Annotated in this window: 25 protein-coding genes; 10 read left to right on the top strand and 15 right to left on the bottom strand. The window is 68.1% G+C overall.

Annotation, left to right across the window (positions count from 1 at the left end; all coding sequences use genetic code 11):
• Nucleotides 1–33: 33 nt before the first annotated feature.
• Nucleotides 34–540, bottom strand: coding sequence for a MaoC family dehydratase (locus AC0Z36_RS12645; protein ID WP_485462911.1), 507 nt, complete (start codon nt 538–540; stop codon nt 34–36).
• A 200-nt stretch (nt 541–740) separates the two neighbouring features.
• On the opposite strand from AC0Z36_RS12645, the gene AC0Z36_RS12640 reads away from it, so the two are divergent.
• On the top strand, nt 741–1,181 hold the full coding sequence (locus AC0Z36_RS12640) for a universal stress protein (RefSeq protein ID WP_485462910.1): 441 nt from the start codon (nt 741–743) through the stop codon (nt 1,179–1,181).
• Nucleotides 1,182–1,332: 151 nt separating this feature from the next.
• Here the strand turns inward: AC0Z36_RS12640 and AC0Z36_RS12635 are convergent, their stop codons facing one another.
• Nucleotides 1,333–1,953 carry a suppressor of fused domain protein gene (locus AC0Z36_RS12635; RefSeq protein WP_485462909.1) on the bottom strand — a complete coding sequence of 207 codons (621 nt, stop codon included), beginning with the start codon at nt 1,951–1,953 and terminating at the stop codon, nt 1,333–1,335.
• A gap of 698 nt (nt 1,954–2,651) precedes the next feature.
• Here AC0Z36_RS12635 and corA point away from each other — a divergent pair.
• Complete coding sequence (corA, locus tag AC0Z36_RS12630; protein WP_485462908.1) at nt 2,652–3,740, top strand: magnesium/cobalt transporter CorA; 1,089 nt, start codon at nt 2,652–2,654, stop codon at nt 3,738–3,740.
• A 77-nt stretch (nt 3,741–3,817) separates the two neighbouring features.
• On the opposite strand, the gene AC0Z36_RS12625 is transcribed toward corA, so the two are convergent.
• From AC0Z36_RS12625 to hutI, 4 genes are all read right to left on the bottom strand, one after another.
• Nucleotides 3,818–4,684 carry an alpha/beta fold hydrolase gene (locus tag AC0Z36_RS12625; protein ID WP_485462907.1) on the bottom strand — a complete coding sequence of 289 codons (867 nt, stop codon included), beginning with the start codon at nt 4,682–4,684 and terminating at the stop codon, nt 3,818–3,820.
• Nucleotides 4,681–5,430: a DUF998 domain-containing protein gene (locus AC0Z36_RS12620; protein ID WP_485462906.1), complete on the bottom strand. Its 750-nt coding sequence runs from the start codon at nt 5,428–5,430 to the stop codon at nt 4,681–4,683. The genes AC0Z36_RS12625 and AC0Z36_RS12620 overlap by 4 nt, the downstream gene beginning before the upstream one ends.
• A gap of 135 nt (nt 5,431–5,565) precedes the next feature.
• On the bottom strand, nt 5,566–6,762 hold the full coding sequence (locus AC0Z36_RS12615; RefSeq protein ID WP_485462905.1) for an acyl-CoA dehydrogenase family protein: 1,197 nt from the start codon (nt 6,760–6,762) through the stop codon (nt 5,566–5,568).
• Between the two features lie 164 nt (nt 6,763–6,926).
• On the bottom strand, nt 6,927–8,129 hold the full coding sequence (hutI, locus tag AC0Z36_RS12610) for an imidazolonepropionase (RefSeq protein ID WP_485462904.1): 1,203 nt from the start codon (nt 8,127–8,129) through the stop codon (nt 6,927–6,929).
• 58 nt (nt 8,130–8,187) lie between these two features.
• On the opposite strand from hutI, the gene AC0Z36_RS12605 reads away from it, so the two are divergent.
• A complete protein-coding gene (locus AC0Z36_RS12605; RefSeq protein ID WP_485462903.1) occupies nt 8,188–8,481 on the top strand; it encodes a type II toxin-antitoxin system Phd/YefM family antitoxin in 294 nt (97 codons plus the stop codon).
• Nucleotides 8,478–8,762 carry a type II toxin-antitoxin system RelE family toxin gene (locus AC0Z36_RS12600; RefSeq protein ID WP_485462902.1) on the top strand — a complete coding sequence of 95 codons (285 nt, stop codon included), beginning with the start codon at nt 8,478–8,480 and terminating at the stop codon, nt 8,760–8,762. The genes AC0Z36_RS12605 and AC0Z36_RS12600 overlap by 4 nt, the downstream gene beginning before the upstream one ends.
• Before the next feature lie 242 nt (nt 8,763–9,004).
• Here the strand turns inward: AC0Z36_RS12600 and AC0Z36_RS12595 are convergent, their stop codons facing one another.
• From AC0Z36_RS12595 to hutU, 4 genes are all read right to left on the bottom strand, one after another.
• Nucleotides 9,005–9,607, bottom strand: a complete 603-nt coding sequence (locus AC0Z36_RS12595) for a Uma2 family endonuclease (RefSeq protein WP_485462901.1) — start codon at nt 9,605–9,607, stop codon at nt 9,005–9,007.
• 76 nt (nt 9,608–9,683) lie between these two features.
• Complete coding sequence (locus AC0Z36_RS12590; protein WP_485462900.1) at nt 9,684–11,051, bottom strand: formimidoylglutamate deiminase; 1,368 nt, start codon at nt 11,049–11,051, stop codon at nt 9,684–9,686.
• The gene (locus tag AC0Z36_RS12585; protein WP_485462970.1) at nt 11,048–12,235 is read right to left on the bottom strand and encodes an allantoate amidohydrolase; all 1,188 of its coding nucleotides are present in this window, start codon (nt 12,233–12,235) and stop codon (nt 11,048–11,050) included. Before AC0Z36_RS12585 ends, AC0Z36_RS12590 begins: the two co-directional genes overlap by 4 nt.
• Nucleotides 12,236–12,239: 4 nt before the next feature.
• Complete coding sequence (gene hutU, locus AC0Z36_RS12580; protein ID WP_485462899.1) at nt 12,240–13,916, bottom strand: urocanate hydratase; 1,677 nt, start codon at nt 13,914–13,916, stop codon at nt 12,240–12,242.
• Between the two features lie 303 nt (nt 13,917–14,219).
• Between hutU and AC0Z36_RS12575 the strand changes: the two genes are divergently transcribed.
• Nucleotides 14,220–14,579: a hypothetical protein gene (locus AC0Z36_RS12575; protein ID WP_485462898.1), complete on the top strand. Its 360-nt coding sequence runs from the start codon at nt 14,220–14,222 to the stop codon at nt 14,577–14,579.
• 86 nt (nt 14,580–14,665) lie between these two features.
• On the opposite strand, the gene AC0Z36_RS12570 is transcribed toward AC0Z36_RS12575, so the two are convergent.
• Both AC0Z36_RS12570 and hutH read right to left on the bottom strand, forming a co-directional pair.
• Nucleotides 14,666–15,517 carry a MurR/RpiR family transcriptional regulator gene (locus tag AC0Z36_RS12570; protein ID WP_485462897.1) on the bottom strand — a complete coding sequence of 284 codons (852 nt, stop codon included), beginning with the start codon at nt 15,515–15,517 and terminating at the stop codon, nt 14,666–14,668.
• A gap of 106 nt (nt 15,518–15,623) precedes the next feature.
• Nucleotides 15,624–17,183, bottom strand: a complete 1,560-nt coding sequence (hutH, locus tag AC0Z36_RS12565) for a histidine ammonia-lyase (RefSeq protein WP_485462896.1) — start codon at nt 17,181–17,183, stop codon at nt 15,624–15,626.
• A gap of 79 nt (nt 17,184–17,262) precedes the next feature.
• Between hutH and fdhD the strand changes: the two genes are divergently transcribed.
• The gene (fdhD, locus tag AC0Z36_RS12560; RefSeq protein ID WP_485462895.1) at nt 17,263–18,090 is read left to right on the top strand and encodes a formate dehydrogenase accessory sulfurtransferase FdhD; all 828 of its coding nucleotides are present in this window, start codon (nt 17,263–17,265) and stop codon (nt 18,088–18,090) included.
• A gap of 82 nt (nt 18,091–18,172) precedes the next feature.
• Here the strand turns inward: fdhD and AC0Z36_RS12555 are convergent, their stop codons facing one another.
• Both AC0Z36_RS12555 and AC0Z36_RS12550 read right to left on the bottom strand, forming a co-directional pair.
• Nucleotides 18,173–18,610, bottom strand: a complete 438-nt coding sequence (locus AC0Z36_RS12555) for a PIN domain-containing protein (RefSeq protein WP_485462894.1) — start codon at nt 18,608–18,610, stop codon at nt 18,173–18,175.
• Nucleotides 18,607–18,837, bottom strand: a complete 231-nt coding sequence (locus AC0Z36_RS12550) for a hypothetical protein (protein ID WP_485462893.1) — start codon at nt 18,835–18,837, stop codon at nt 18,607–18,609. The genes AC0Z36_RS12555 and AC0Z36_RS12550 overlap by 4 nt, the downstream gene beginning before the upstream one ends.
• Before the next feature lie 80 nt (nt 18,838–18,917).
• Here AC0Z36_RS12550 and AC0Z36_RS12545 point away from each other — a divergent pair, with 80 nt between their 5' ends.
• The 4 genes from AC0Z36_RS12545 to AC0Z36_RS12530 all read left to right on the top strand — a co-directional run bounded on the left by AC0Z36_RS12545 (nt 18,918) and on the right by AC0Z36_RS12530 (nt 20,443).
• Nucleotides 18,918–19,340, top strand: a complete 423-nt coding sequence (locus tag AC0Z36_RS12545) for a hypothetical protein (RefSeq protein ID WP_485462892.1) — start codon at nt 18,918–18,920, stop codon at nt 19,338–19,340.
• The gene (locus tag AC0Z36_RS12540) at nt 19,319–19,657 is read left to right on the top strand and encodes a hypothetical protein (RefSeq protein WP_485462891.1); all 339 of its coding nucleotides are present in this window, start codon (nt 19,319–19,321) and stop codon (nt 19,655–19,657) included. The genes AC0Z36_RS12545 and AC0Z36_RS12540 overlap by 22 nt, the downstream gene beginning before the upstream one ends.
• 5 nt (nt 19,658–19,662) lie before the next feature.
• A complete protein-coding gene (locus AC0Z36_RS12535; protein ID WP_485462890.1) occupies nt 19,663–19,809 on the top strand; it encodes a hypothetical protein in 147 nt (48 codons plus the stop codon).
• Nucleotides 19,810–19,936: 127 nt separating this feature from the next.
• The gene (locus AC0Z36_RS12530) at nt 19,937–20,443 is read left to right on the top strand and encodes a hypothetical protein (RefSeq protein WP_485462889.1); all 507 of its coding nucleotides are present in this window, start codon (nt 19,937–19,939) and stop codon (nt 20,441–20,443) included.
• Nucleotides 20,444–20,919: 476 nt separating this feature from the next.
• Here AC0Z36_RS12530 and AC0Z36_RS12525 read toward each other — a convergent pair.
• On the bottom strand, nt 20,920–21,561 hold a 642-nt coding region (locus tag AC0Z36_RS12525), incomplete at its 5' end, for a hypothetical protein (RefSeq protein WP_485462888.1).

Below are 21,561 nucleotides of genomic sequence, written 5' to 3'. Positions count from 1 at the left end.
GCCCCGCGTCTTTCACTGACTCAGCGCGTCGGCTCAGCTCTCGCGCATCTCCGGCCGGCCCGGCTGCTCGCCGCCACGCTTCTCGCCGTAGACCTCCTTGGGCACCATCACCTTGCGCTTGAAGACGCAGACCACGGTGCCGTCCTGCTTGTAGCCCTTGGTCTCGACGTAGACCACGCCGCGGTCGTCCTTGGACTTGGACTCCCACTTGTCGAGCACGGTGGTCTGGCCGTAGACCGTGTCGCCGTGGAACGTCGGCGCGACGTGCCGCAGGGACTCGATCTCCAGGTTGGCGATGGCCTTCCCGGAGACGTCAGGCACGGACATGCCGAGCAGCAGCGAGTAGATGTAGTTGCCCACCACCACGTTCTTGCCGAAGTCGGTCGACGTCTCGGCGTAGTTGGTGTCCAGGTGGAGCGGGTGGTGGTTCATCGTGAGCAGGCAGAACAGGTGGTCGTCGTACTCGGTGACCGTTTTTCCCGGCCAGTGCTTGTACGTCGCGCCGACCTCGAACTCCTCGTAGTAGCGGCCGAACTGCATCGCTTGGTCCTCTCTGAGGGAGTGGGGAGGGAGTACTTGGGGGAGTACCTGCGCTCATCATCGCGGAACCGGGTTACCCGTCGGTAGGCGACCGCGATGAGTCCCGTCACACCTCCGGCCCGGTCCGAGCCCGCACCGCGATGTAAATGTAAACTGCATTAATAATGCAGGCCTGATCGAGCCCCGAAAGGACCATCACCATGTACGAGCGGATCCTGGTCGCCGTAGACACCACCGACGAGACCGAGTCGGTGCTCGACCACGCGGCGAAGCTGGCCGGGCTCACCGGAGCACCGGTACGGGTGCTCCACGTACGGACCTTCGACGTCGTCGACGGCGGCACCGTCGGCTCGGTGGTCGAGAACGAGGACGAGGCGACGTCCGACGCCCACATCCGCAAGGCCGCCGAACGGCTGCGGGACGCGGGCCTCACGCAGGTCGACGGGCGCAGCGTGCACACCGTACGCAACGACGTCGCCCGCGCGGTCATCCAGGAGGTCAAGGACTTCGACGCCGACCTGCTGGTCCTGGGCGCCCGGCGGCGCGGCGGCCTGGCCGGGTTCTTCCTCGGCAGCGTGAGCGACGCGATCACCCACCACGCCCCGTGCACGGTGCTCCTGGTCACGCCGCCGGCGAAGTAACAGCCGGCGGGAAATGCCACCGCCCGCAGCGTTTCCCCCCCACGCTGCGGGCGGTCTTCGCATTCGGCTCACCGGGACTGTCCCCGACTGTGGCTCGTCGACCGGTTTCGGCTCACCGGGACCGTCACCTGCTCCGTCCCGTCCACCGGGTTCAGTTCAGCGGAACCGCCGCGCGTACCGGATCCCGCAGGTCCGTGCCGTGTTTCAGCCAGCGCTCCTGGAGCGCCTCCGCGCCCTGCACCCGCTTCCAGGCGGCCTCGGCGGCCGTCATCGGGAGCAGTGGCAGGAAGCGCACCGGCTCGGCTGGCTCGGGCAGTTCCGCGTCCGCCACCAGGCCGCCGGGCTCGCCGACGAGGACTGCGGTGAAGTGCGCGCCGTCCCACAGTGGCTCGGCGACGTCCAGGGACGCGCCCGGCGCGACGATCAGCCCTTCGACCTGCGGAGTCGCGGCCAGTACAGCGATGCGCCGGAGCACTGAGTCCTGCGTGCCGCGGACGGACAGCACCAGTTCGGCACGGGGCCCGAGGACCGGGTCGGCGAAGGCCTCCGCCGGGTCGGACATCGGCGACGCGGACATGCCGAGGGTCGCGTAGCGCACCACGCCGTCGGCGTCCGGGCCGAAGCGCAGCACCTCGATCCGGTCGGTGCCCACGAAGGTCACCGCGGCACGTCCGGACGGTTCGCCGAAGGTCTCGATGAGCCGCGCTTCCACAACCGCCCGGGGGTCGGAGCCGAAGGGGTCGGGCGGCATTGAGGAGAAGAGGTCGGACATGAAACGCATCGTACGGCGGCACCCGGGCCGGCGTGGTGAGGGGCTTGATCAGCGGGAATGCCCGTATGTCGACACGGCGTCCCGGACAAAGGCCCATCGGGCCCGCAGGCCCTCTGATAGCCTGACGCGTCGTCCGGTCCAGGTCCTGCGCGGCGGTGGTGTCGAAGGAATTCGACGCGCTGTCCGACTGCGTGGGCGGTGACCGGCTCACACGGCGCCAGTGTCCGACCGACACGGCGTCACCCGACGACTTGGCGGCACTCCCGACAGCGGGCTGCCGCGACGGATACGCGTCCGGGCCGGAGACTTCGGCCCCGCGCTCTTCCCCCACGGGGGACCGGCCAAGGGAGGTGGTAGGCGTGCATAGCGGCTCATCGTGCAGTACAGGCGGCTCATCAGCCCCTCCCCGATCTATCACCCCGGCCTTCCTCCGTACCGCGTCCTGACCCGACGGTTTCCCGCAGCACCTTCCTGCCCTCGTCGGGCTCTTCACCCGTGCGGTCGTACGGCCGGGAACCGAACCCCTCCGTACCCACGGCATCTTCCGCCGTGCTCGTGTGCTCTCGCGCGTTCCGGAACCTCCGCTGCGGCCTGCCCTTCAGCGGCTGATCCACCGTTCCCGAATGCCGCCTGCTCGGAGCGCGGCCGGTCCTGCGCGTCAGGACCTGTGCCGACCAAAACAGAAGGCGGGAATCGCTATGTCGATGATCCGTGACCTCCGTTCCGCCGTCCGTCCTCCGCGTCGCGTCGGGCTGCCCGGTGAGGCCGCCGGCAACGTCAATCACCTGGGCAACTGTGTGGTGGACTGCGCCGTCTACCAGGACGGTGTCCGACTGTCCGGCTTCGAGAACCCCGACTCGGCCATCCACTACGTGCGCAGCCACCGGAACAGCTTCGTGTGGATCGGGCTGCACGAGCCCACCGCACTCGAACTGTCCGGTATCGCCGAGCGGTTCGGCCTGCACCCGCTCGCGGTCGAGGATGCGGTGAAGGCCCATCAGCGGCCGAAGCTGGAGCGCTACGACGACACGCTGTTCACGGTGTTCAAGTCGGTCCGCTACGTCGAGCACGAGGAACTGACCGCGACCAGTGAGGTCGTGGAGACCGGTGAGATCATGGTCTTCCTCGGTGAGGACTTCGTGATCACCGTGCGGCACGGCACGCACGGTGCGCTGGGCGACGTGCGGCAGCGGCTGCAGGAGAAGCCCGGGCTCCTGGAGACCGGCCCGTCGGCCGTCCTGCACGCGGTCGCCGACCGGGTGGTCGACACGTACCTCGAAGTGACCTCGTCCCTCCAGGACGACATCGACGATGTGGAGAACGAGGTCTTCGGCGGGCGCAGTGCGGGCGACGCGGGCCGGATCTACCAGCTCAAGCGGGAGGTCCTGGCGCTGAAGCGGGCCGTGGCGCCGCTGGCCCGGCCGCTGCACACGCTGGCCGAGCGTCCGGTGCGGCAGATCCACGAGGACATCCGGGAGTACTTCCGCGACGTCGAGGACCACCTCGCCCGGGTGGGTGAGCAGGTCGCGTCGTTCGACGAGTTGCTGACCTCGATCCTGCAGGCCAACCTGGCGCAGGTGACGGTGGCTCAGAACGAGGACATGCGGAAGATCTCCTCCTGGGTGGCGATCTTCGCGGTGCCGACGATGGTGGCGGGCGTCTACGGGATGAACTTCGACACCATGCCGGAGCTGCACTGGAAGTACGGCTATCCGATGGTGCTCGGGCTCATCGCGGTCACGTGTCTGCTGATGCACCGCGGGTTCCGGCGCAACGGCTGGCTGTAGAGCTGTGACGAGCCGCACCCCGCGGTAACGGTCTGGGGGTTTCCGGGGCAACGGACGCACCGCAAACCCCACGACCGTTACTGCGGGAGTGAACGTACTGCTGCCGCCACCGCGTCCGGGCGGTCGAACATCAGCAGGTGCGCGGCGTCGGCGATGACCTCCACCCTCCCGTGCAGCACCTCCTCGGCGAGGGTGCGCTGCCGGGCCGTCCAGCGGTCCCGGGCGGCCTGCGGCTCCCAGCCGCCGGCCCCCGTCAGCACCACGGCGGGGATGTCCGGGAAATCCGTGCGCGCCCGCAGATCGAGGAGATCCGCCGCCTGCCCGGAGTATGCGGCGTTCTCCCTGAGCACAGCCGTCATGAACCGGCCGGACCCGTACACCTTCCGCGCCCAGTAAGGATCGGCCGGATCGTGCCGGGAGCGGCTCTCCGCGAGCACCGCGAGGTGCCGCAGCCACGGCCCGGTGAGGCCGCTGAGACCGGTTTTCCGGAAGGCCGTTCCGATGCTCCGGACCGTACGCTCGTTTGGTTCTTTCCGTTGCGCCGTCGGCTCGTTGCTCGGGTCGACGAGAACCAGCCGGGAAACCAGTCCGGGGTGCAGCCGGGCCAGGGCTTCGGCGTGGAATCCGGCGAGCGAGTGGGCGACGACCGTGTACGGGGGGCACAGCCCGGCCGCCGCCGCGACCGCGGCGATGCGTTCGGCTTCGCCGGACAGTGTCGGAGGCCTGCGGTCGGCGGCTGACAGTCCGAATCCGGGGCGGTCGAAACGGACGGTCGTACGGTTTTCCGCAGCCAGCGTGGCGGCGACTTCGTCCCAGTCGAACCACGCTCCGCCCAGGCCGCTGGTGAGGATCACGCCGTGCGGGCCCCGGCCGTCGACCACGATGTGGTGGGCTGTGCCGCCGATCGTCCTGAAGAAGCCGGGTGGTGTGCGGAGGGCGCTCATGCGTTGACCGCAACACGGTCGTCGAAGGTGTTCAAGGTGTTGTTCCGGCGCAGCGAGATGGCCGCGAACGCGAACCACACGCACACGAGGAACACCTGGATTCGCTGCGGCACTCCTTGTCCGCGGGTCGGGATGCCGGGGATTCTCACGTCCATGTCACCAAGGCTGAGCAGCCCGGTACAGGCCAGCGCCAGCACGGTCAGGAAGAAGAGCCGGAGTCCGGCACGGGCGGGCAGCGCGGGTCTGCCGCCGTTCCGCTCGGCGAACGCCAGCGCGGCCATGGCCCCGATCACCGCCAGGTTGGCGATTCCGCTGCTGATCAGGTGGATGTGGTGCCAGACGGAAACCTGCCCGGTCTCCTCGGCACGCGCGCAGGCGGGGATCGAGACCGCGCAGTCCAGTGGGGACAGCACGTCGACGACTGTGGCGACGGCGAAGACGAGGACGAGCGACCAGCCGGCCTGCGCCCAGCGGCGGCCGGTGCGGGTGTCCTGCACCTGACTGAGGCACAGCACCGCGGCGACTCCGGCGAAGACGGCGGCCAGCAGGTCGGCACCGCCGAACAGCCAGCGGAACGGCTGGTCGGCGGCGAAGAGTTCACTGGCGAAGCCGTTGACCTTGCTCAGCTTGGTGGGGAGGAGGAATTCGAGGACCCAGGATCCGTACGCGACAGCTGTCAACGCGTAGAGCCGGGCTGCGGCGGTCAGGCCGTCTTTCCGGCCGGTGGCCGTGCGCAGTACCCACATGGGGACTAACAGTCGCATGTAGGGACAGAATCGACTGGTTGGTGGAGGCAGGTTCCCTCATACGAGTGCTCATGAAAAGCACGTCCGGGGAGCCGGTAGCGACCGGCTCCCCGGACGTGTCACTGCGGGCGGGACTCAGCCGCGCAGCTTGTAGTCCTCCATCAACCGCCGACCGATGATCATCTTCTGGATCTCGGCGGTGCCTTCACCGATGAGCAGCATCGGGGCTTCCCGGTAAAGCCTCTCGATTTCGAATTCCTTGGAGAACCCGTAGCCGCCGTGGATCCGGAACGAGTCCTCGACGACCTCCTTGCAGTACTCCGAGGCGAGGTACTTCGCCATGCCCGCTTCGAGGTCGTTGCGCTCGCCGGCGTCCTTCTTGCGGGCGGCCTTCACCATCATCTGGTGCGCGGCCTCGACCTTGACGGCCATCTCGGCGAGCTTGAAGGAGATCGCCTGGTGCTCGAACAGCTGCTTGCCGAAGGTCTCGCGCTGCTGGGCGTAGGTGATGCCCAGTTCGAAGGCGCGCTGGGCGACTCCGCAGCCGCGGGCGGCGACGTTGACGCGGCCGACCTCAACGCCGTCCATCATCTGGTAGAAGCCCTTGCCGGGGACGCCGCCCAGGATGCGGTTCTCCGGGATGCGGACGCCGTCGAGCACCATCTCGGTGGTGTCGACGCCCTTGTAGCCCATCTTCTCGATCTTGCCGGGGATGGTCAGGCCGGGGCGGGTCTCGCCGAAGCCGGACTCCTTGTCGACCAGGAAGGTCGTCATGTTCCGGTAGACCGAGTCGGCGCCGAGGTCGGTCTTGGTCAGCACGGCGACAAGGTTGGCCGAACCACCGTTTGTCAGCCACATCTTCTGGCCGTTGATGACGTAGAACTCGCCGTCCTTGACGGCCTTGGTACGGATTGCCGCCACGTCGGATCCGCAGTGCGGCTCGGACATCGAGAAGGCGCCGCGGATCTCGCCGGTGGCCATCTTGGGCAGATAGTGCTGCTTCTGCTCGTCGGTGCCGTGCTGCTTGATCATGTACGCAACGATGAAGTGCGTGTTGATGATGCCGGAGACGCTCATCCAGCCGCGCGCGATCTCCTCGACCACCAGGGCGTAGGTGAGGAGGGATTCACCCAGGCCGCCGTACTCCTCGGGGATCATGAGGCCGAAGAGCCCCATCTCCTTCATGCCCTCCACGATCTTGGTCGGGTACTCGTCCCGGTGCTCAAGCTCGTTGGCGACAGGAATGATCTCTTTGTCCACGAAGTTGCGGACGGCTTCGAGGATGTCCTGCTGGACTTCGGTCAGCCCATCGGTCTGCGCAAGGCGGCCCACGAGGCGCCTCCTATTCAGGTAAGACGCGCATGTCCGGGCCTGTACTGCCCGTCGGGTCCCGGCCGCACGTCTGGGATCAAGGGTTGTTACCGGCGAGTATCCACGACATGCCGTGGAAAGCGACAGGGGGCAGCCCGGTTGCCTTCGGGATCACAGCGCTGTGGTCAGTACGCCTTGAGCACATCGAGTACGTCGCCACCGTGCCAGACCGTGCGGACCAGGGGAACACCTGGCCGGTAGGCGAGATGGACGTGCGAGGGCGCGTCCAGTTCGACCAGGTCCGCGCGGGCCCCGACGGAAATGACGCCCACGTCGGTGCGGCGCAGGGCCTGCGCGCCGCCGAAGGTGGCCGCCCGTACGGCCTCGTCGGGGGTCATCCGCATGTCGCGGACGGCCAGCGCGATGCAGAACGCCATAGAGGACGTGAAGCTCGACCCCGGGTTGCAGTCGGTGGACAGCGCCACCGTCGCGCCCGCGTCGATGAGCCGACGGGCGTCCGGGTAGACCGCGCGGGTGGAGAACTCCGCGCCGGGCAGCAGGGTCGCGACCGTACGGCCTGTGCTTTTGGTGGAGCTGTCGGCCAGGGCGTCCACGTCTTCGGCGGAGAGATACGTGCAGTGGTCGGCGGAGGCCGCGTCGAGCTCGACGGCAAGCTGCACGCCGGGGCCTTCGGACAGCTGGTTGGCGTGCACCCGCGGGATCAGGTCCCGCTTCATCCCGGCGGTGAGGATCGCCCGCGCCTGGTCACCGTCGAAGGCGCCGCGCTCGCAGAAGACGTCGATGTACTTGGCGTACGGCTCGCACGCGTCAAGCATCGGCCCGGTCACCAGCCGCACGTACTCGGCCGGATCGTCGGCGTACTCGGGCGCGACGATGTGCGCGCCGAGATAGGTGACCTCGTCGGTGAAGTCCGCGGCGATCCGCAGCGCGCGGGCCTCGTCCTCGACGGTGAGCCCGTAGCCGGACTTGATCTCCAGCGTGGTGGTGCCCTGTCGCCGCGCCTCGGCGACCAGGCGGGCCGTGTTGCGACGCAACTCTTCGTCGGTGGCGTTCCGGGTCGCCTTGACCGTCGTACGGATTCCTCCGGCGGTGTAGGCCTGTCCGGACATGCGGGCGTTGAATTCCGCGGTCCGGTCCCCCGCGAACACGATGTGCGAGTGCGAGTCGACGAAGCCCGGAATGACCGTACGGCCTGCGGCGTCGTGCTTCGCGTCCGATTCCGGCGCGTCGACTGACCGGCCGACCCAGCTGATGCGGCCGTCCTCGATGACAACGGCGGCGTCCGGGATCAGGCCGAGGGGGCCGGGGCCGAGGTCCGGGTCGTTGGTGACGAGTGAGCCGATGTGGTCGATGAGGGTGGTTGCCATGAGGGCACTCCTGAAATTCATCTTGCGACTTGAATTCTAGTCAACTACAATTCAGACCATGACGATACTGCCGTTGAATGATGTGAAGACCCGCTTCTCCGCCATCGCTGACGAGGTCGCGGCAACGCATGACCGTGTCATCGTCACGCGCAACGGTCGTCCGCACGTCATGCTCATCGCCGTCGACGACTTCGAGTCCCTGCAGATGACCAAGGAGATTCTGGCCGAGCCTGGCGCTCTGGAGGAGATCCGGGAGGCGCAGCGGGAGATCGAATCCGGCACCTACTTCAGCGCTGAAGAGGTACTGAAAGCCCTCCTCGCCCGCCGCACAGAAGAGGGAGAGGAGGGATGAGCGACCGCTACACCCCCGTCTTCGCATCGGGTGCGATGCGGTCCTTGTCCTGTGGGCCGCCCCGGGCCGTTCCGCAGGCGGCTGCCTTCGCCATCTACGAATTCATCACCGGACCGCTGAGCGAAGATCCATGGCGACTCTCCAAACCCCTCCACGACGAACTCGAAGGCAGCCGAGGAGCCCGCCGAGGCGAGTACCGGGTGGTCTTCGACGTCGATGAGCAGAAGCGAGTTCTGCGGATCACCCGTATCAACCATCGGGCTGACGTCTACCGCCCTTGAGTTCACCGGTCCGGGATCCGCGTCGCGTAAAAGAACTGCCATGACCATCCACACGTACACACTCGGCGAGTTCTTGACGGAATTCGTCCAGCCGGACGAACGGAAGTCCTCGTCGACGGCGCGCGCGAACTCATTCTCGAGAACCGCGCACACTGCCTGGCTGAGACCCGTGAATGCGTTGATACCGCCCGGGCCGAAGTCACCGCCGACCGACCTCCCGGTCACCTGCAGCCCGACGGTTCTTACGAGAAGTAGTTAAGAATCTCCTGGGTGTCCACGGTGGCCGCCACCGGAGCCGGGAGCTTCACAGGTTTGCCGAGTCGGTGCACGGACTCCTCCTCGTACTCCCTGCGTCCTTCGTCCGGTTCGGAGAAGACGTGGACCTTGCGGTCCTTGCGATCGATGATCACGTACACCGGGACGCCGGACGCCGCGTACTGCTTCAGCTTGTCGCCGAAGTCGATCCCACGGGTGGACCGTGAGGTGACCTCCACAACGAGCTTCACCCCGCTCATGGTCTCGAAATCCCCGTCGACCGTGCCAGCCGACTGCCCGTCGTCCATGAGGAAGAGGTCGGGGTCACGGCCCGGCCCGAAAGGCTGCCTGAACTTGACGTCGTTTCCGGCCAGCAGGGCGGGGAACAGCGGCTCGACCAGTCGCCGGAACGCCTGCGTGATCCGCATGTGGTCCGGGTCGCCGGACATCATCACCAGGGCCGGGCCAGACCATTCCCAGTGCATGTCGGCCAGTTCCGGGGACTCCGAAAGAATTCGCTCCATGATCTCTCTGGCGTAGGCCAGGGAATCCGTGATGTCGTCCTCGGACCAGGGCATCTCTTCGGTCATGACGTCCTCGCGATGGTGAAGCCGGTCAGATGTGCGCCTCCGGCGAGCTTAGCCACCACCGGTGTCACCGGCCCTGTCATCGGTCTCCCAGCAACGCGGTGATGCTCCGGGTCAGCTCGCCCGGAACATCGTCGATGAGCAGGTGGCGGCCGTCGCGGACGATCTCCCGGCCGCCGACGATGACGTGCCGGACGTCGGCGGCGGTAGCGGCAAACACTGCGGTCTGGAGCGGGTCGCCGCCACCGGCCGTGCGGACGGAGTCGAGGGCGACGGTGGTGAAGTCGGCGAGGGCGCCTACTTCGATGCGTCCGGCATCATCCCAGCCCAGGGAGTGCTGGCCGTCTTCGGTCGCGGCTTTCAGCAGCTGGTCGGCGTGGAAGGTGACGCGGTTGCCGCTGCGGAGGCGTTCGTTGAGCTCGACCGCGCGGGTTTCCTCGAAGAGGTCGATGATCGCGTGCTGGTCACTGCCGAGGGTGAGTCTGGCCCCGGCTGCGGTCAGTTGCGGTGCCGGACCGATGCCGTCGGCGAGATCGCGTTCCGTCGTCGGGCAGAAGCAGGTATACGCGGACGCTCCACCGAGTCGGCTGATGTCCCCGCCGGTCAGGTGAGTGGCGTGGACGGCGCTGCTGTGCTCCGTCCAGAAACCGGATTCGTCCAGTAGTTCCGTGGGCGTCCGGCCGTAGTGCGACAGGCATGCCTCGTTCTCCGCCGGCTGCTCGGAGAGGTGGACGTGCACCGGCATTCCCCGGGTGTGTTCCACGAACGTGCCGATGTCGTCGGCGCCGACAGCCCGGACGGAGTGCAGTGCCGCACCGATGCGGGCGTGGTCACGCGGCTTGAGGCTCCGTACCCGGTCACCCCAGGCATCGATGTCACCGTCGCTGAACCGCTGTTGCACACCTTCGACGGGAAGGTGTCCGTCCTTGCCGAGGCCGCCCTTGAGATATGCCGTGTCGAGCAGGGTGATGCGGATGCCCGCCTGGGACGCCGCCTCGATGAGCGCTTCGCCCATGATGTTGGGATCGGAGTAGCGCGCCCCGCCCGGTCCGTGGTGGAGGTAGTGGAACTCCCCCACCGCGGTGATCCCGGCCAGTGCCATCTCCGCGTACAGCCCCCTGGCGAGCGCCAGGTAGCTGTCCGGGTCGAGGCGTTCGGCGGCCCGGTACATCGTCTGGCGCCAGGTCCAGAACGAGCCGCGCTCGCCGCCCTGCACCCGGCCGCGCAGGGCGCGGTGGAACGCGTGCGAGTGGGCGTTGGCCAGGCCGGGGATGGTCAGACCGGCCAGCCGGACCGCCCCGGGCGGCGGCGCGTGGAGGCCCGCCCGGACCGCCTCGACGCGCCCGGCGGCGACGGAGATCAGTACTCCGCGCGCCACCGAGCCGTCCACATAGGCCTGTTCCGCCCAGTAGGTCACCGCAGGATTCAGCACGGTTCTGGAGTTCACCGGCACGCCAGCCCCTCCAGCACATCGGCGAGCGCTTCCACGCCCGCCAGGCAGTCCGGCATCGGGGCGAACTCCGCCGGGGAGTGCGAGACCCCGGTGGGGTTGCGGACGAACAGCATCGCGGTGGGGATGCGCGCGGACAGGATTCCGGCGTCGTGCCCGGCCCCGGTGGGGAGAACCGGGACGTCACCCAGTTGCTTGGCCAGCAGGTCACGCAGCGCGCCCTCGAACTCGACGATCGGGGTGTAGGACTCCCGGACGACCGTCAGGTCGACACCGTCCCGTACGGCCCGCTCCCGCGCGGCCTGCTCGATCTCGGCGACAACAGAATCGAGTGTGGTCTCATCGGCGGCCCGTGAGTCGAGCCAGCCGCGGACCAGCGACGCGATCGCGTTGGTGCCGTTCGGTTCGACGCACACCTTGCCGAAAGTGGCGAGCGCGCCCGCCAGTTTGGCCTTCTTACGCGCCGCGAGCACGGTGTTGGCGTAGGTCAGCATCGGGTCGCGGCGGTCTTCGAGCCGGGTCGTACCGGCGTGGTTGGCCTCGCCGTGGAAGTCGAACCGCCAGCGGCCGTGCGGCCAGATGGCGCTCGCCACCCCGACCGCGTTGTCACTGTCGACCAGAGCACGGCCCTGCTCGACGTGCAGCTCCACGAACGCGCCGATGCGGTCGAGGCGTTCGTCGTCCCGGCCGATGAGCGCCGGGTCGTAGCCCGCCTTCTCCATCGCGTCCGGCAGGAAGACCCCGTCGGCGTCCTTCAGCACAACCGCCTGACCCGGCGTCATGACACCGGCGGACAGCCGGGATCCGACACAGGCCACACCGAAGCGCGCACCTTCCTCGTCGCCGAAGTTGACGATCGCGAAGGGCCTTTCAAAGACCGATCCGCGCTCGCGCAGCAGGTCGTACGCGGCCAGCGACGAAATGACGCCGAGCGGGCCGTCGTACGCTCCGCCGTCCGGTACGGAGTCCAGGTGCGAGCCGGTGACTACGGCGTCACCGGCAGCCGGGTCTCCGTGCCAGGCCCACTGGTTGCCGTTGCGGTCGATTTCGTACGTCAGCCCGCGCGACTCGACCTGCTCGCGGAACCACGCCCGGCATTCGAGGTCGGCGCTGTTCCAGGCGAACCGGCGGTAGCCGCCGGTCGAGCTGTCCCGCCCGACCGGCAGCAGGTCGGCCCACATGTGCTCAAAAGTCACGTGCGCTCTCCCGCATGGGAATCCGTACGTCACGCTCTTCGGCGGTGGCGACGGCCTCGTCGTAACCCGCGTCGACGTGCCGGATGACACCCATGCCGGGGTCGTTCGTGAGCACCCGGCGGATCTTCTCACCGGCGAGCTCGGTGCCGTCGGCGACCGTCACCTGACCGGCGTGGATCGACCGGCCGATGCCGACGCCGCCGCCGTGGTGGATGGACACCCAGCTCGCGCCGGACGCCACGTTGACCATGGCGTTGAGCAGCGGCCAGTCGGCGATCGCGTCCGAGCCGTCGAGCATGGCCTCGGTCTCGCGGTACGGCGAGGCGACCGAGCCGCAGTCGAGGTGGTCGCGGCCGATGACCAGCGGGGCCGACAACTCGCCCGAAGCGACCATGTCGTTGAACCGCTCGCCGGCCTTGTCGCGCTCGCCGTAGCCGAGCCAGCAGATGCGCGCCGGCAGCCCCTGGAAGTGGACCTTCTCCTGGGCGAGCTTGATCCAGCGGGCCAGCGACTCGTTCTCCGGGAAGAGGTCGAGGACGGCCTTGTCGGTCTTGTGGATGTCCTGCGCGTCACCGCTCAGCGCGGCCCAGCGGAACGGGCCCTTGCCCGCGCAGAACAGCGGCCGGATGTACGCGGGGACGAAACCGGGGAAGTCGAACGCCCGCTCGTAGCCGTGCAGTTTGGCCTCGCCGCGGATGGAGTTGCCGTAGTCGAAGACCTCGGCGCCCTTGTCCATGAAGCCGACCATCGCCTCGACGTGCGCGGCCATGGCCTCGCGGGCCCGGAGGGTGAACTCCTCGGGCTTCGTCCGGGAGTACTCGGCCATGTCGTCGAACGCGATGCCCACCGGCAGGTAGGCGAGCGGGTCGTGCGCGCTGGTCTGGTCGGTGACGATGTCGATCGGCGCGTCCATGGCGAGGAGCTGCGGGACCAGTTCGGCGGCGTTGCCGAGCAGGCCGATCGACAGCGGCCGCTTCTTGTCGCGGGCTTCGACGGCGAGTTCGAGAGCGTGCGTCAGCGAGGTCGCCGCGACGTCGAGGTAACCGTGCTCGATGCGGCGGGTGATGCGCGACGGGTCGCAGTCGATACAGATCGCCACGCCGCCGTTCATGGTGACGGCGAGCGGCTGTGCGCCACCCATGCCGCCGAGCCCGGCGGTGAGGGTGATCGTGCCCTCAAGCGTGTTTCCGAACTTCTTCGCGGCGACGGCCGCGAAGGTCTCGTACGTGCCCTGCAGGATGCCCTGCGTGCCGATGTAGATCCACGATCCGGCGGTCATCTGGCCGTACATGGTCAGCCCGGCCGACTCCAGGCGGCGGAACTCCTCCCAGTTGGCCCAGTCGGGCACCAGATTGGAGTTCGCGAGCAGCACCCGCGGGGCCCACTCGTGGGTCTGCATGACGCCGACCGGGCGGCCCGACTGGACCAGCATCGTCTCGTCGGCCTTGAGGGTTTCGAGAGTCCGCACCATCGCTTCGAAGGACCGCCAGTCGCGGGCGGCCTTGCCGGTCCCGCCGTAGACGACCAGCTTCTCGGGGTGCTCGGCGACCTCGGGGTCGAGGTTGTTCATGAGCATCCGCAGGGCGGCTTCCTGCTGCCAGCCCTGCGTTGTCAGCTTCGTCCCACGGGCAGCGCGGACGACACGGGGGGTGCCATTGAAAGACATGACGGGGAGGCCTCCTCGACGGGACGGGTGCGGCTGGGCACTCCGTACACGACGGTTTTCTGTATTGATCTCTTCAAGACAGCTCGGACTGAATCTATCCGCTCTGTCGACGGCCCACCAGAAGGCAGGGGTAACCAACTGGGCGGCGATCTGCTCGACACCAAGGCCTGCGGCTGAAAATCTAGGCCAAACGACGGCAGTGCAGTCAGATATAGATCGAAATAGACTGACCTTGGGTAACAAACGCACTGATTGACCTAAAAACAGGACAGACCGGGTTGGACTCGCAGAACAGGACGAAGCATGAAGCTGGAACAGGGCGTATGGGGGGTCGCCGCGCTCGGCGCGTTGATCGTCGTGGTCGCACTGTGCCAACTGACCCTCGGCCGGTGGCGGATCCGCGAGAGCGGCGTCGTGCTGGCCGTACTGCTCGCCGGGCTGCTGTTGAGTGTGGGCGGCTTCCTGCTGAGCACACCGCGGTACCTCTACACGGGCACGATCATGGGCGGCGCGGCCGGCATCGGTCTGCTGGTGGGCGTCCTGCTGGGCTACGGCGGCAACCGGCGCGGGAACGACAGGCCGCCGGAGGCCGCTCCCCCGACGGCCGGCTGGAGCGCCAAGGGCGTCGACGCCGAGCGGGCGCACGGGCCGGGCGGCCGCTGAAACCCTGGAACAGGACGGTCAGAGCCAGGTGGCAGGGGCCAGGACGGTCAGGGGCCAACTGGCAGAGGCCGGGGTAACCAGCGTCCTCAGGGCTCGAACAGCGCGCGCTCGCCGGCCCGCCGTTCGAACTCCTCCAGGCGGGCCTGCGCGCGCCCGGGAGTGACATCGCACACCGCTTGGAGCAGCACCTGGCCGAGCAGCAGCGGGGCCCCGCACGAGTCGAACACCAGTTGCGAGCCCACCCCCGCCACCAGCGCCACATCGGCCAGTTCCGCGGCCGGGGCGAACGGACTGTCGGCGATGGTCACGATGTTCAGGCCGAGGTCCCGCGCCGTACGCAGCGCCTCGGTCAGTTCCCGCGGATAGCGCGGCAGCGCGAAGCACAGCACCCCGGTGGCCCCCGCCGCACGGGCCTGCTCCAGACGGTCGGCGAGCAGTGAGCCGCCTTCGTCGAAGACACGGACGTCCGGCAGGACCTTCGAGGCGAAGTAGCCGAAGCCCTGCGCCGGCGCCATGCCCGTCCGCAGTCCGAGGACCACAAGCGGCCGGGAGTCGGCGAGCAGCCTGGCGGCCTTGGCGACGGGCCCCGGGTCGGCGAGGGTCTCCACCAGGCGGTTCAGGTTGGCGATCTCGGCGTGGACGGCCGCCTGGTACTCGTTGCGTTCGACTTCGGAGGTCGATTCGGTACGGGCGGGCAGTTCCAGGTCGCGCAGGCGGCGGCGCAGTGCCGGGTAGCCGTCGAAGCCGAGGGCGACGGCGAAGCGGGTGACGGACGGCTGGCTGACCCCGGCGAGCTGGGCGATCTCCACGCTCGACAGGTACGCCGCTTCTCCGGCGTGCCGGACCAGGCAGTGCGCGATGCGCCGCTGGGTCGGGGTGAGCCGGTGCTCCTCAAAAAGAGCGAGCAGTCGCGCCGAGGGACTGTCGTCGACCGCCATGTGCCGCTCTCCTTCGGAAGCAGTGCGTCGATCATGTACAAAAGTCCCCTCGCTGATCTTCACAGGGGTGTTTTGTACATGATCGACACGCTGGAATATCCCTGCGTCAGTTCAACGTACCGAGCACGGACTCCGCGGCCCGCACTGCGCTGCCCGACCGTACGAACTCTTCCGCGCCGGCCAGGTCCGGTGCCAGGAACCGGTCCGGACCCGCGCCGGGAACGGTCACGCGCAGCGCGTCGACCACAGCCGCGGTGGCCGGGGCCGCCGTGGTCGCGGAACCCTCGCGGCGCATGTCCAGGGCGCGGCTCGCGGTGAACAGTTCGACGGCCAGGATGCGGGCCAGATTGTCGACGGCCGTACGGAGTTTCCGCGCGGCGGACCAGCCCATGGAGACGTGGTCCTCCTGCATCGCCGAGGAGGGGATGGAGTCGACGGAGGACGGCACCGCGAGCCGCTTGCACTCGGACACAAGTGCGGCCTGGGTGTACTGAGCGATCATCAGGCCGGAGTCGACGCCCGGGTCGTCGGCCAGGAACGCCGGCAGGCCGTGCGAGCGGGTCGGGTCCAGGAGCCGGTCCGTACGACGTTCGGAAATGGACCCGAGGTCGGCGACCGCGATCGCGAGGAAGTCGAGCACGTAGGCGACGGGCGCACCGTGGAAGTTGCCGTTGGACTCGATGCGGCCGTCGGCCAGGATGACCGGGTTGTCCACGGACGCGGCCAGTTCGCGCTCGGCGACGGTCAGCGCGTGGGTGACCGTGTCGCGGCCCGCTCCGGCGACCTGCGGCGCGCAGCGCACCGAGTAGGCGTCCTGGACCCGCGGCTTATCGTCCTGGTGGTGGCCGGTGAACTGCGAACCTTCGAGCACCCGCAGCATGTTCTGCGCGCTCGCGGCCTGGCCCGGGTGCGGGCGGATGGCGTGCAGGGCCGGGTCGAGCACCTTGTCGGTGCCGAGCAGCGCCTCCAGCGTCATGGCGGCGGTGATGTCGGCCGTGGTGAAGAGGTTCTGCAGGTCGGCGATGGCCATGAGCAGCATGCCGAGCATGCCGTCGGTGCCGTTGAGGAGGGCCAGGCCCTCCTTCTCGCGCAGCTCGACGGGGGCGAGCCCGGCTGCCGCCAGGAGCTCGCCGGAGGGTTTGACGACTCCGTCGGGGCCGTACGCGAAGCCCTCGCCCATGAGCGTCAGCGCACAGTGGGACAGCGGTGCGAGGTCGCCGGAGCAGCCGAGCGATCCGTACTCGTGGACAACGGGGGTGATGTGGGCGTTGAGGAGGTCGGCCATCGACTGGGCGACTTCGGGGCGGACACCCGTACGGCCTGAGGCGACGGTCTTCAGGCGCAGGAACATCAGCGCGCGGGCGACTTCGGTCTCGACTTTCGGGCCCAGGCCGGCCGCGTGCGAACGCACGATGTTGCGCTGCAGTTTGGCCCGCAGTTCCGGGCTGATGTGGCGGGTGGCGAGGGCGCCGAAGCCGGTGGAGACGCCGTACACGGGGCGGGGTTCGGCGGCCAGCGCGTCGACGACGGCCCGGGAGGCCGCCATGGATTTGAGCGCGGACGGGGCCAGCTCGACCCGGGCGCCGTTCCGGGCGACCGCCAGGACATCCTGGGGGGTGACGCCTTCGTCGGCGAGGATGATCACAGCGGGCTCATGCAGATCCATATTCACCTGGACATTATGTGCATGGATCGCGAATAAGCCAGCTGCCGCAACGATTGCCGTGACAACTCAGGAGGTTCCCGTGGCCCGGTTGACCAGCCGACACAAGATCGTGCGCCTGGACGGGGACGACTCCGTGCTCAAGACCGACACCCTGGCCGCCGAAGAACCCCTGGACATCCGGATCTCCGGCCGCACACTGACGGTCACCATGCGCACTCCGGGCCACGACTTCGACCTGGTGGCGGGCTTCCTGGTGGGCGAGGGCGTGATCGCCGCGAAGGAGGATCTCCCGGCGCTGCGCTACTGCGCGGGCACCGACGAGCAGGGCTTCAACACGTACAACGTCGTCGACGCCAAGCTGGCGGCGCATGTGCCGCCACTGTCCGAGGGCTTGCAGCGGGGTGTGTGGACGTCCAGTTCGTGCGGCATCTGCGGCACAACGGGGGTCGAGGGCCTGCGGAAGATGCTGCGGCACGACGTCGGCGCGGACCGGACGGTCGTCACTTCAGAGGTGCTGTACGGATTGCCCGACACGTTGCGCGCGGCTCAGAAGGTGTTCGAGTCCACGGGTGGCCTGCACGCGGCCGGGTTGTTCACGGCCGAGGGTGAACTTCTGTGCGTACGGGAGGACATCGGGCGGCACAACGCCGTGGACAAGGTCGTCGGCTGGGCGTTGCGCGAGGGGCGGTTGCCGTTGTCCGGGCATGTGCTGATGGTCAGCGGGCGGGCGTCGTTCGAGCTGACGCAGAAGGCGGCGATGGCGGGGATTCCGGTGATGGCGGCGGTGTCGGCGCCTTCGGGCCTGGCGGTGGAGCTGGCCGAGGACGCCGGGGTGACGCTGGTGGGGTTTTTGCGGGGGCGGCGGGCGAATGTTTACAGCAGGGCGCATCGGGTGGCTCGGGGCTGAGCTTGAGCAGCGGGACCGCGCGCGCTACCGGTCAACGCGCGACAGAGCCGGATGACCGGTAGCGGATGCGAGCGAACACTGATCAGAGATCGTCGGGCAGCAGTCGGAAGCCGTCGTGGGGACCGGCGATCGGACGCAGCGCCCGGAAGTGCTTCCGGTCCAAGGTCAACAGGATGTTCGTGCTGTAGCGGGCGGCCAGCACCACGTTGACCGCGTCGGTGAGCCCGATCTCCAGGTCCTGGTAGCGGATGCGGGTGACCCTGGACGCGGCGATGACGTCTGCGGGTGTGTCGGCGATCTCGTACGCCCCGATGCCGCACTTCTCCACGAAGTGTTCCGAGAGGGCGATCGCGGTCTTGTCCCCCAGATGCTTGGCCACCAGGTAATCAAGCTCGGCCAGGACCATCGGTGAGATCACCAGATGTGAGGCTTCGGCGATCGCCCGCCGACAGGGCTCGTGCTCAGGGTCGTCCGCGTCGATGCTGGCGAGCAGCGCTGAGGTATCCGCGATCACGATCATCCAGTGCCGCCGAATCCTTCACCCAGGAGTTCATCCGTCCTGGAGGCCAGGCGCCCGCCGCCGCGCGCCACGGGCATGTCGCACCTCCCTATGGGCTCGCGATAACGGGTGAGGACCAGATCGACGCCCTCGCGGATGAGGTCGGCCTCGCTCCGCTCCAGGCGGCCCGCTGCTTCCTTCAGGGCGCTGGTCTGGTTGTCCTTGAGATACACAGCGGTCTGTCGCATGGACGTATTGTAAACGTATAGGTGGTGCTTCGTCCTGGGCTTTCGCGCTGCGCGAAGGACGCCTGCCGCTGTTCGGGCGCGTGTCCGATGGTCAGCGGCCAGGCGTCGTTCGAGCTGACGCGGAAGACGGAGATGGCCAGTACGCCCAGGTCCGGCACTTTCTGCGGGACCGGTCCCCGCGGTATGTCGCGGCGGCGCCCCGCACCCTGCCCCTCACCACACTGCCCGGTGACATCATCGCCGGGCAGCAGACCGTGAAGCGGGCCGACGACCTGTTGTCACGGGTCACCGCGGACCGGTGGGAGCGGCGGTCGTGCGGCGACGGGGCCACAGGGGCGCGGTTCTACGACTGGGCGGTGTTCGGGGTGGACGTCAAGGACGGCCCTCCCGCCTCGGGGTTCGCGCACGTCCTGTTGATCCGTCGGTCCGTCGGTCCGTCAGCGATCCTGATCAGGTCACCTACTTCCTGGCGCACGCCCCGGTGGCGACGACGATGGCGGTGATGGTGGCGTGTGCCGGACCGCGCTGGAAGATCGAGGAGGACAACCGGCACGGGAAACAGCTGGTGGGGCTGGACGACTATCAGGTGCGGACCTGGACGGCCTGGCATCATCAGGTCACCGCCCGCATGTTCGCCCACGCGTTTTTAGTCCTGGCCCGGCTGGGGATCGCCGACGCACACCGTATGCCGTCGTGCGAACCTGCTCCCGAAGCCGAAGCGACGGTTGACGGCACGTCGGATGACAGGTGGTCGGAGGGAAAAGACCCGGCCTGCGGTCCGGCCGGAGCATCCGGGACAGCGCGGCCCGGCTCGCGCTGATCACGGTGGACGAGGTCCAGAGGCTCCTGGCCGCCCTGGTCCTGCGGGTCGACCACGGCCGGCCGCATGTCCTGGGCTGGTTCCGGTGGCGTTTCATCCACAAGATGCGCGCGGCTCAGCTCCTACCGCCGCAGAGGCGACCCGCTCCCTGACCTCATGAATTCACGAGGCGGGCAGATGCTGGTGACGGAGTGTGAGATCAGCAAGGAAGGGTGCCCCGACCTGCAATGATTCGGCTTGTCTAGAACTGAATCGTGCAGGGAAGGAGGCACCCTTCCGGTGTCGAAGCTTACCCAGTGGTCGGATGGTCTGTCGCTGTCTGCGGGTGGACGGAAGCTGGCGGGCAAAGCGGGCGTCGTGCCGGTGCGGCGCCTGGCGGACAAGGTCGGGCTGACGGACGCGTTGTCGACGGCGTTGGTCCGGCGGGACTTCCATCCGGTCCATGACCGGGGTGAGGTGCTGGTGTCCGCGGCGTGCTCGATACTGCTGGGCTCACGCTCGATCGCGGGGATCGACGTAATGCGTCAGGCCGCACTGGTGTTGGGGCATCCGGCCTCGGCCTCCACCCTGCATCGCACCTTGGACGGTATCGGCCCCGTCCAACTGGGGAAGATCGCCTCAGCGCGGGCGAAGGTCCGCGCCCACGTGCACACCCTGCTGGATCTGCGGCCGGACGGTTTCCCCTGGATCAAGGTGGCCGGGCGCACGTTGACGGGCTGGTCCGTGCTCGACATCGACCCCGATCGTTCGCCACACCGCTCCATGCTGGGCGGTCACCCCGACTGACCTGCGGCGATACCTGGTTCCAGGTCCGCATCTTTTAGGTGTAGCCCGACCAAGCAATCACCGCAGGCCGGAGGAGTGGCACCTCATGATCGTGGACGATCAAGGTCGCAGCATTGCGGTAATTGACGCTCCGTCAATCTCGGGTTCGGTTCTTCGATGTGAATCGCATCGCACCGCTCCGTCACAGGTGGCCCACTGCCTGCTGTCGGCGGTAGGTTCGATCGCATTCGGTCACATGCATACTGCATGCATTTTGTGGCGTAGTGCACGGATTGACCGACGGGGCAGTGGCGTATCCGGGTTGCCGCGCTGGACAACCTCGTTGATGTGGCCGTGGGCCCTCGCGTCGGGGCCGACGAAAAATACCTGCCCGCCGTCGCGCGGTGAGCGGCCGTCGATCTGGTGGGGGTCCGCACAGCACAAGTCCGGGCACCAGCAGCCCGTCGACCGGTAGCCGGACTCCTGGCAGTACGCCGTCAACGGACGGCAAGCCTTCGGGGCAGCCTGTCGATCCCGGAAAGGGTGTGCCGCCAGGCAGGAAACCCGACCTCGGCGGCCCGAAGGACCTTGGCGGCAAACCCGGCGCCCCGACTCCACCAGGCAAAGGCACCGCTCCGCCCGCGGGTCCGCCCCCGCGCGGCGGGCAGGGCTTTCACCTGACACCGGACAGTTTCGACAGTGCCGCCGGCGGCATGGACCGGGCTGCGGAACGCCTTCAAGCTGCGCACGACACGCTCACTTCGAAGGCCGCAGCCAAGGGCGACTTCATGCAGAAGGACCGCCTCGGTCAGGCTTTCGCCAAGGTCTTCCAGCCCATCGCCGACGGTCACTCCCGGGCTGGGAGGACGCTGCACAAGACCGTCGTGAAGACTGGTGACGGTCTGCGGAAGAACGCCACCGGGATGCGCCAGGTTGAGCAACGAAACGCCGAGAGAATCGGTGCAGTGAATGCGCCGACTGTTTCCAATCAAGCCTTGAATGCGAGCCAGTCGAGCCGGATCCGCGATGTTCTTGAAGTCGGAGCGTAAACATTCAGCGGGTAATCGGAGCGTGATGCAGGACGCGTTTCCGTGACGGCGTGTGAGGTCCTGCTGCGGCGTGTGGTTGGATCGTCGGGT

The organism is Kitasatospora sp. UYEF31, assembly GCF_057291755.1.
The sequence above is the reverse complement of the archived record's forward strand: the minus strand, read 5'-3'. Positions and strand labels throughout refer to the sequence as shown.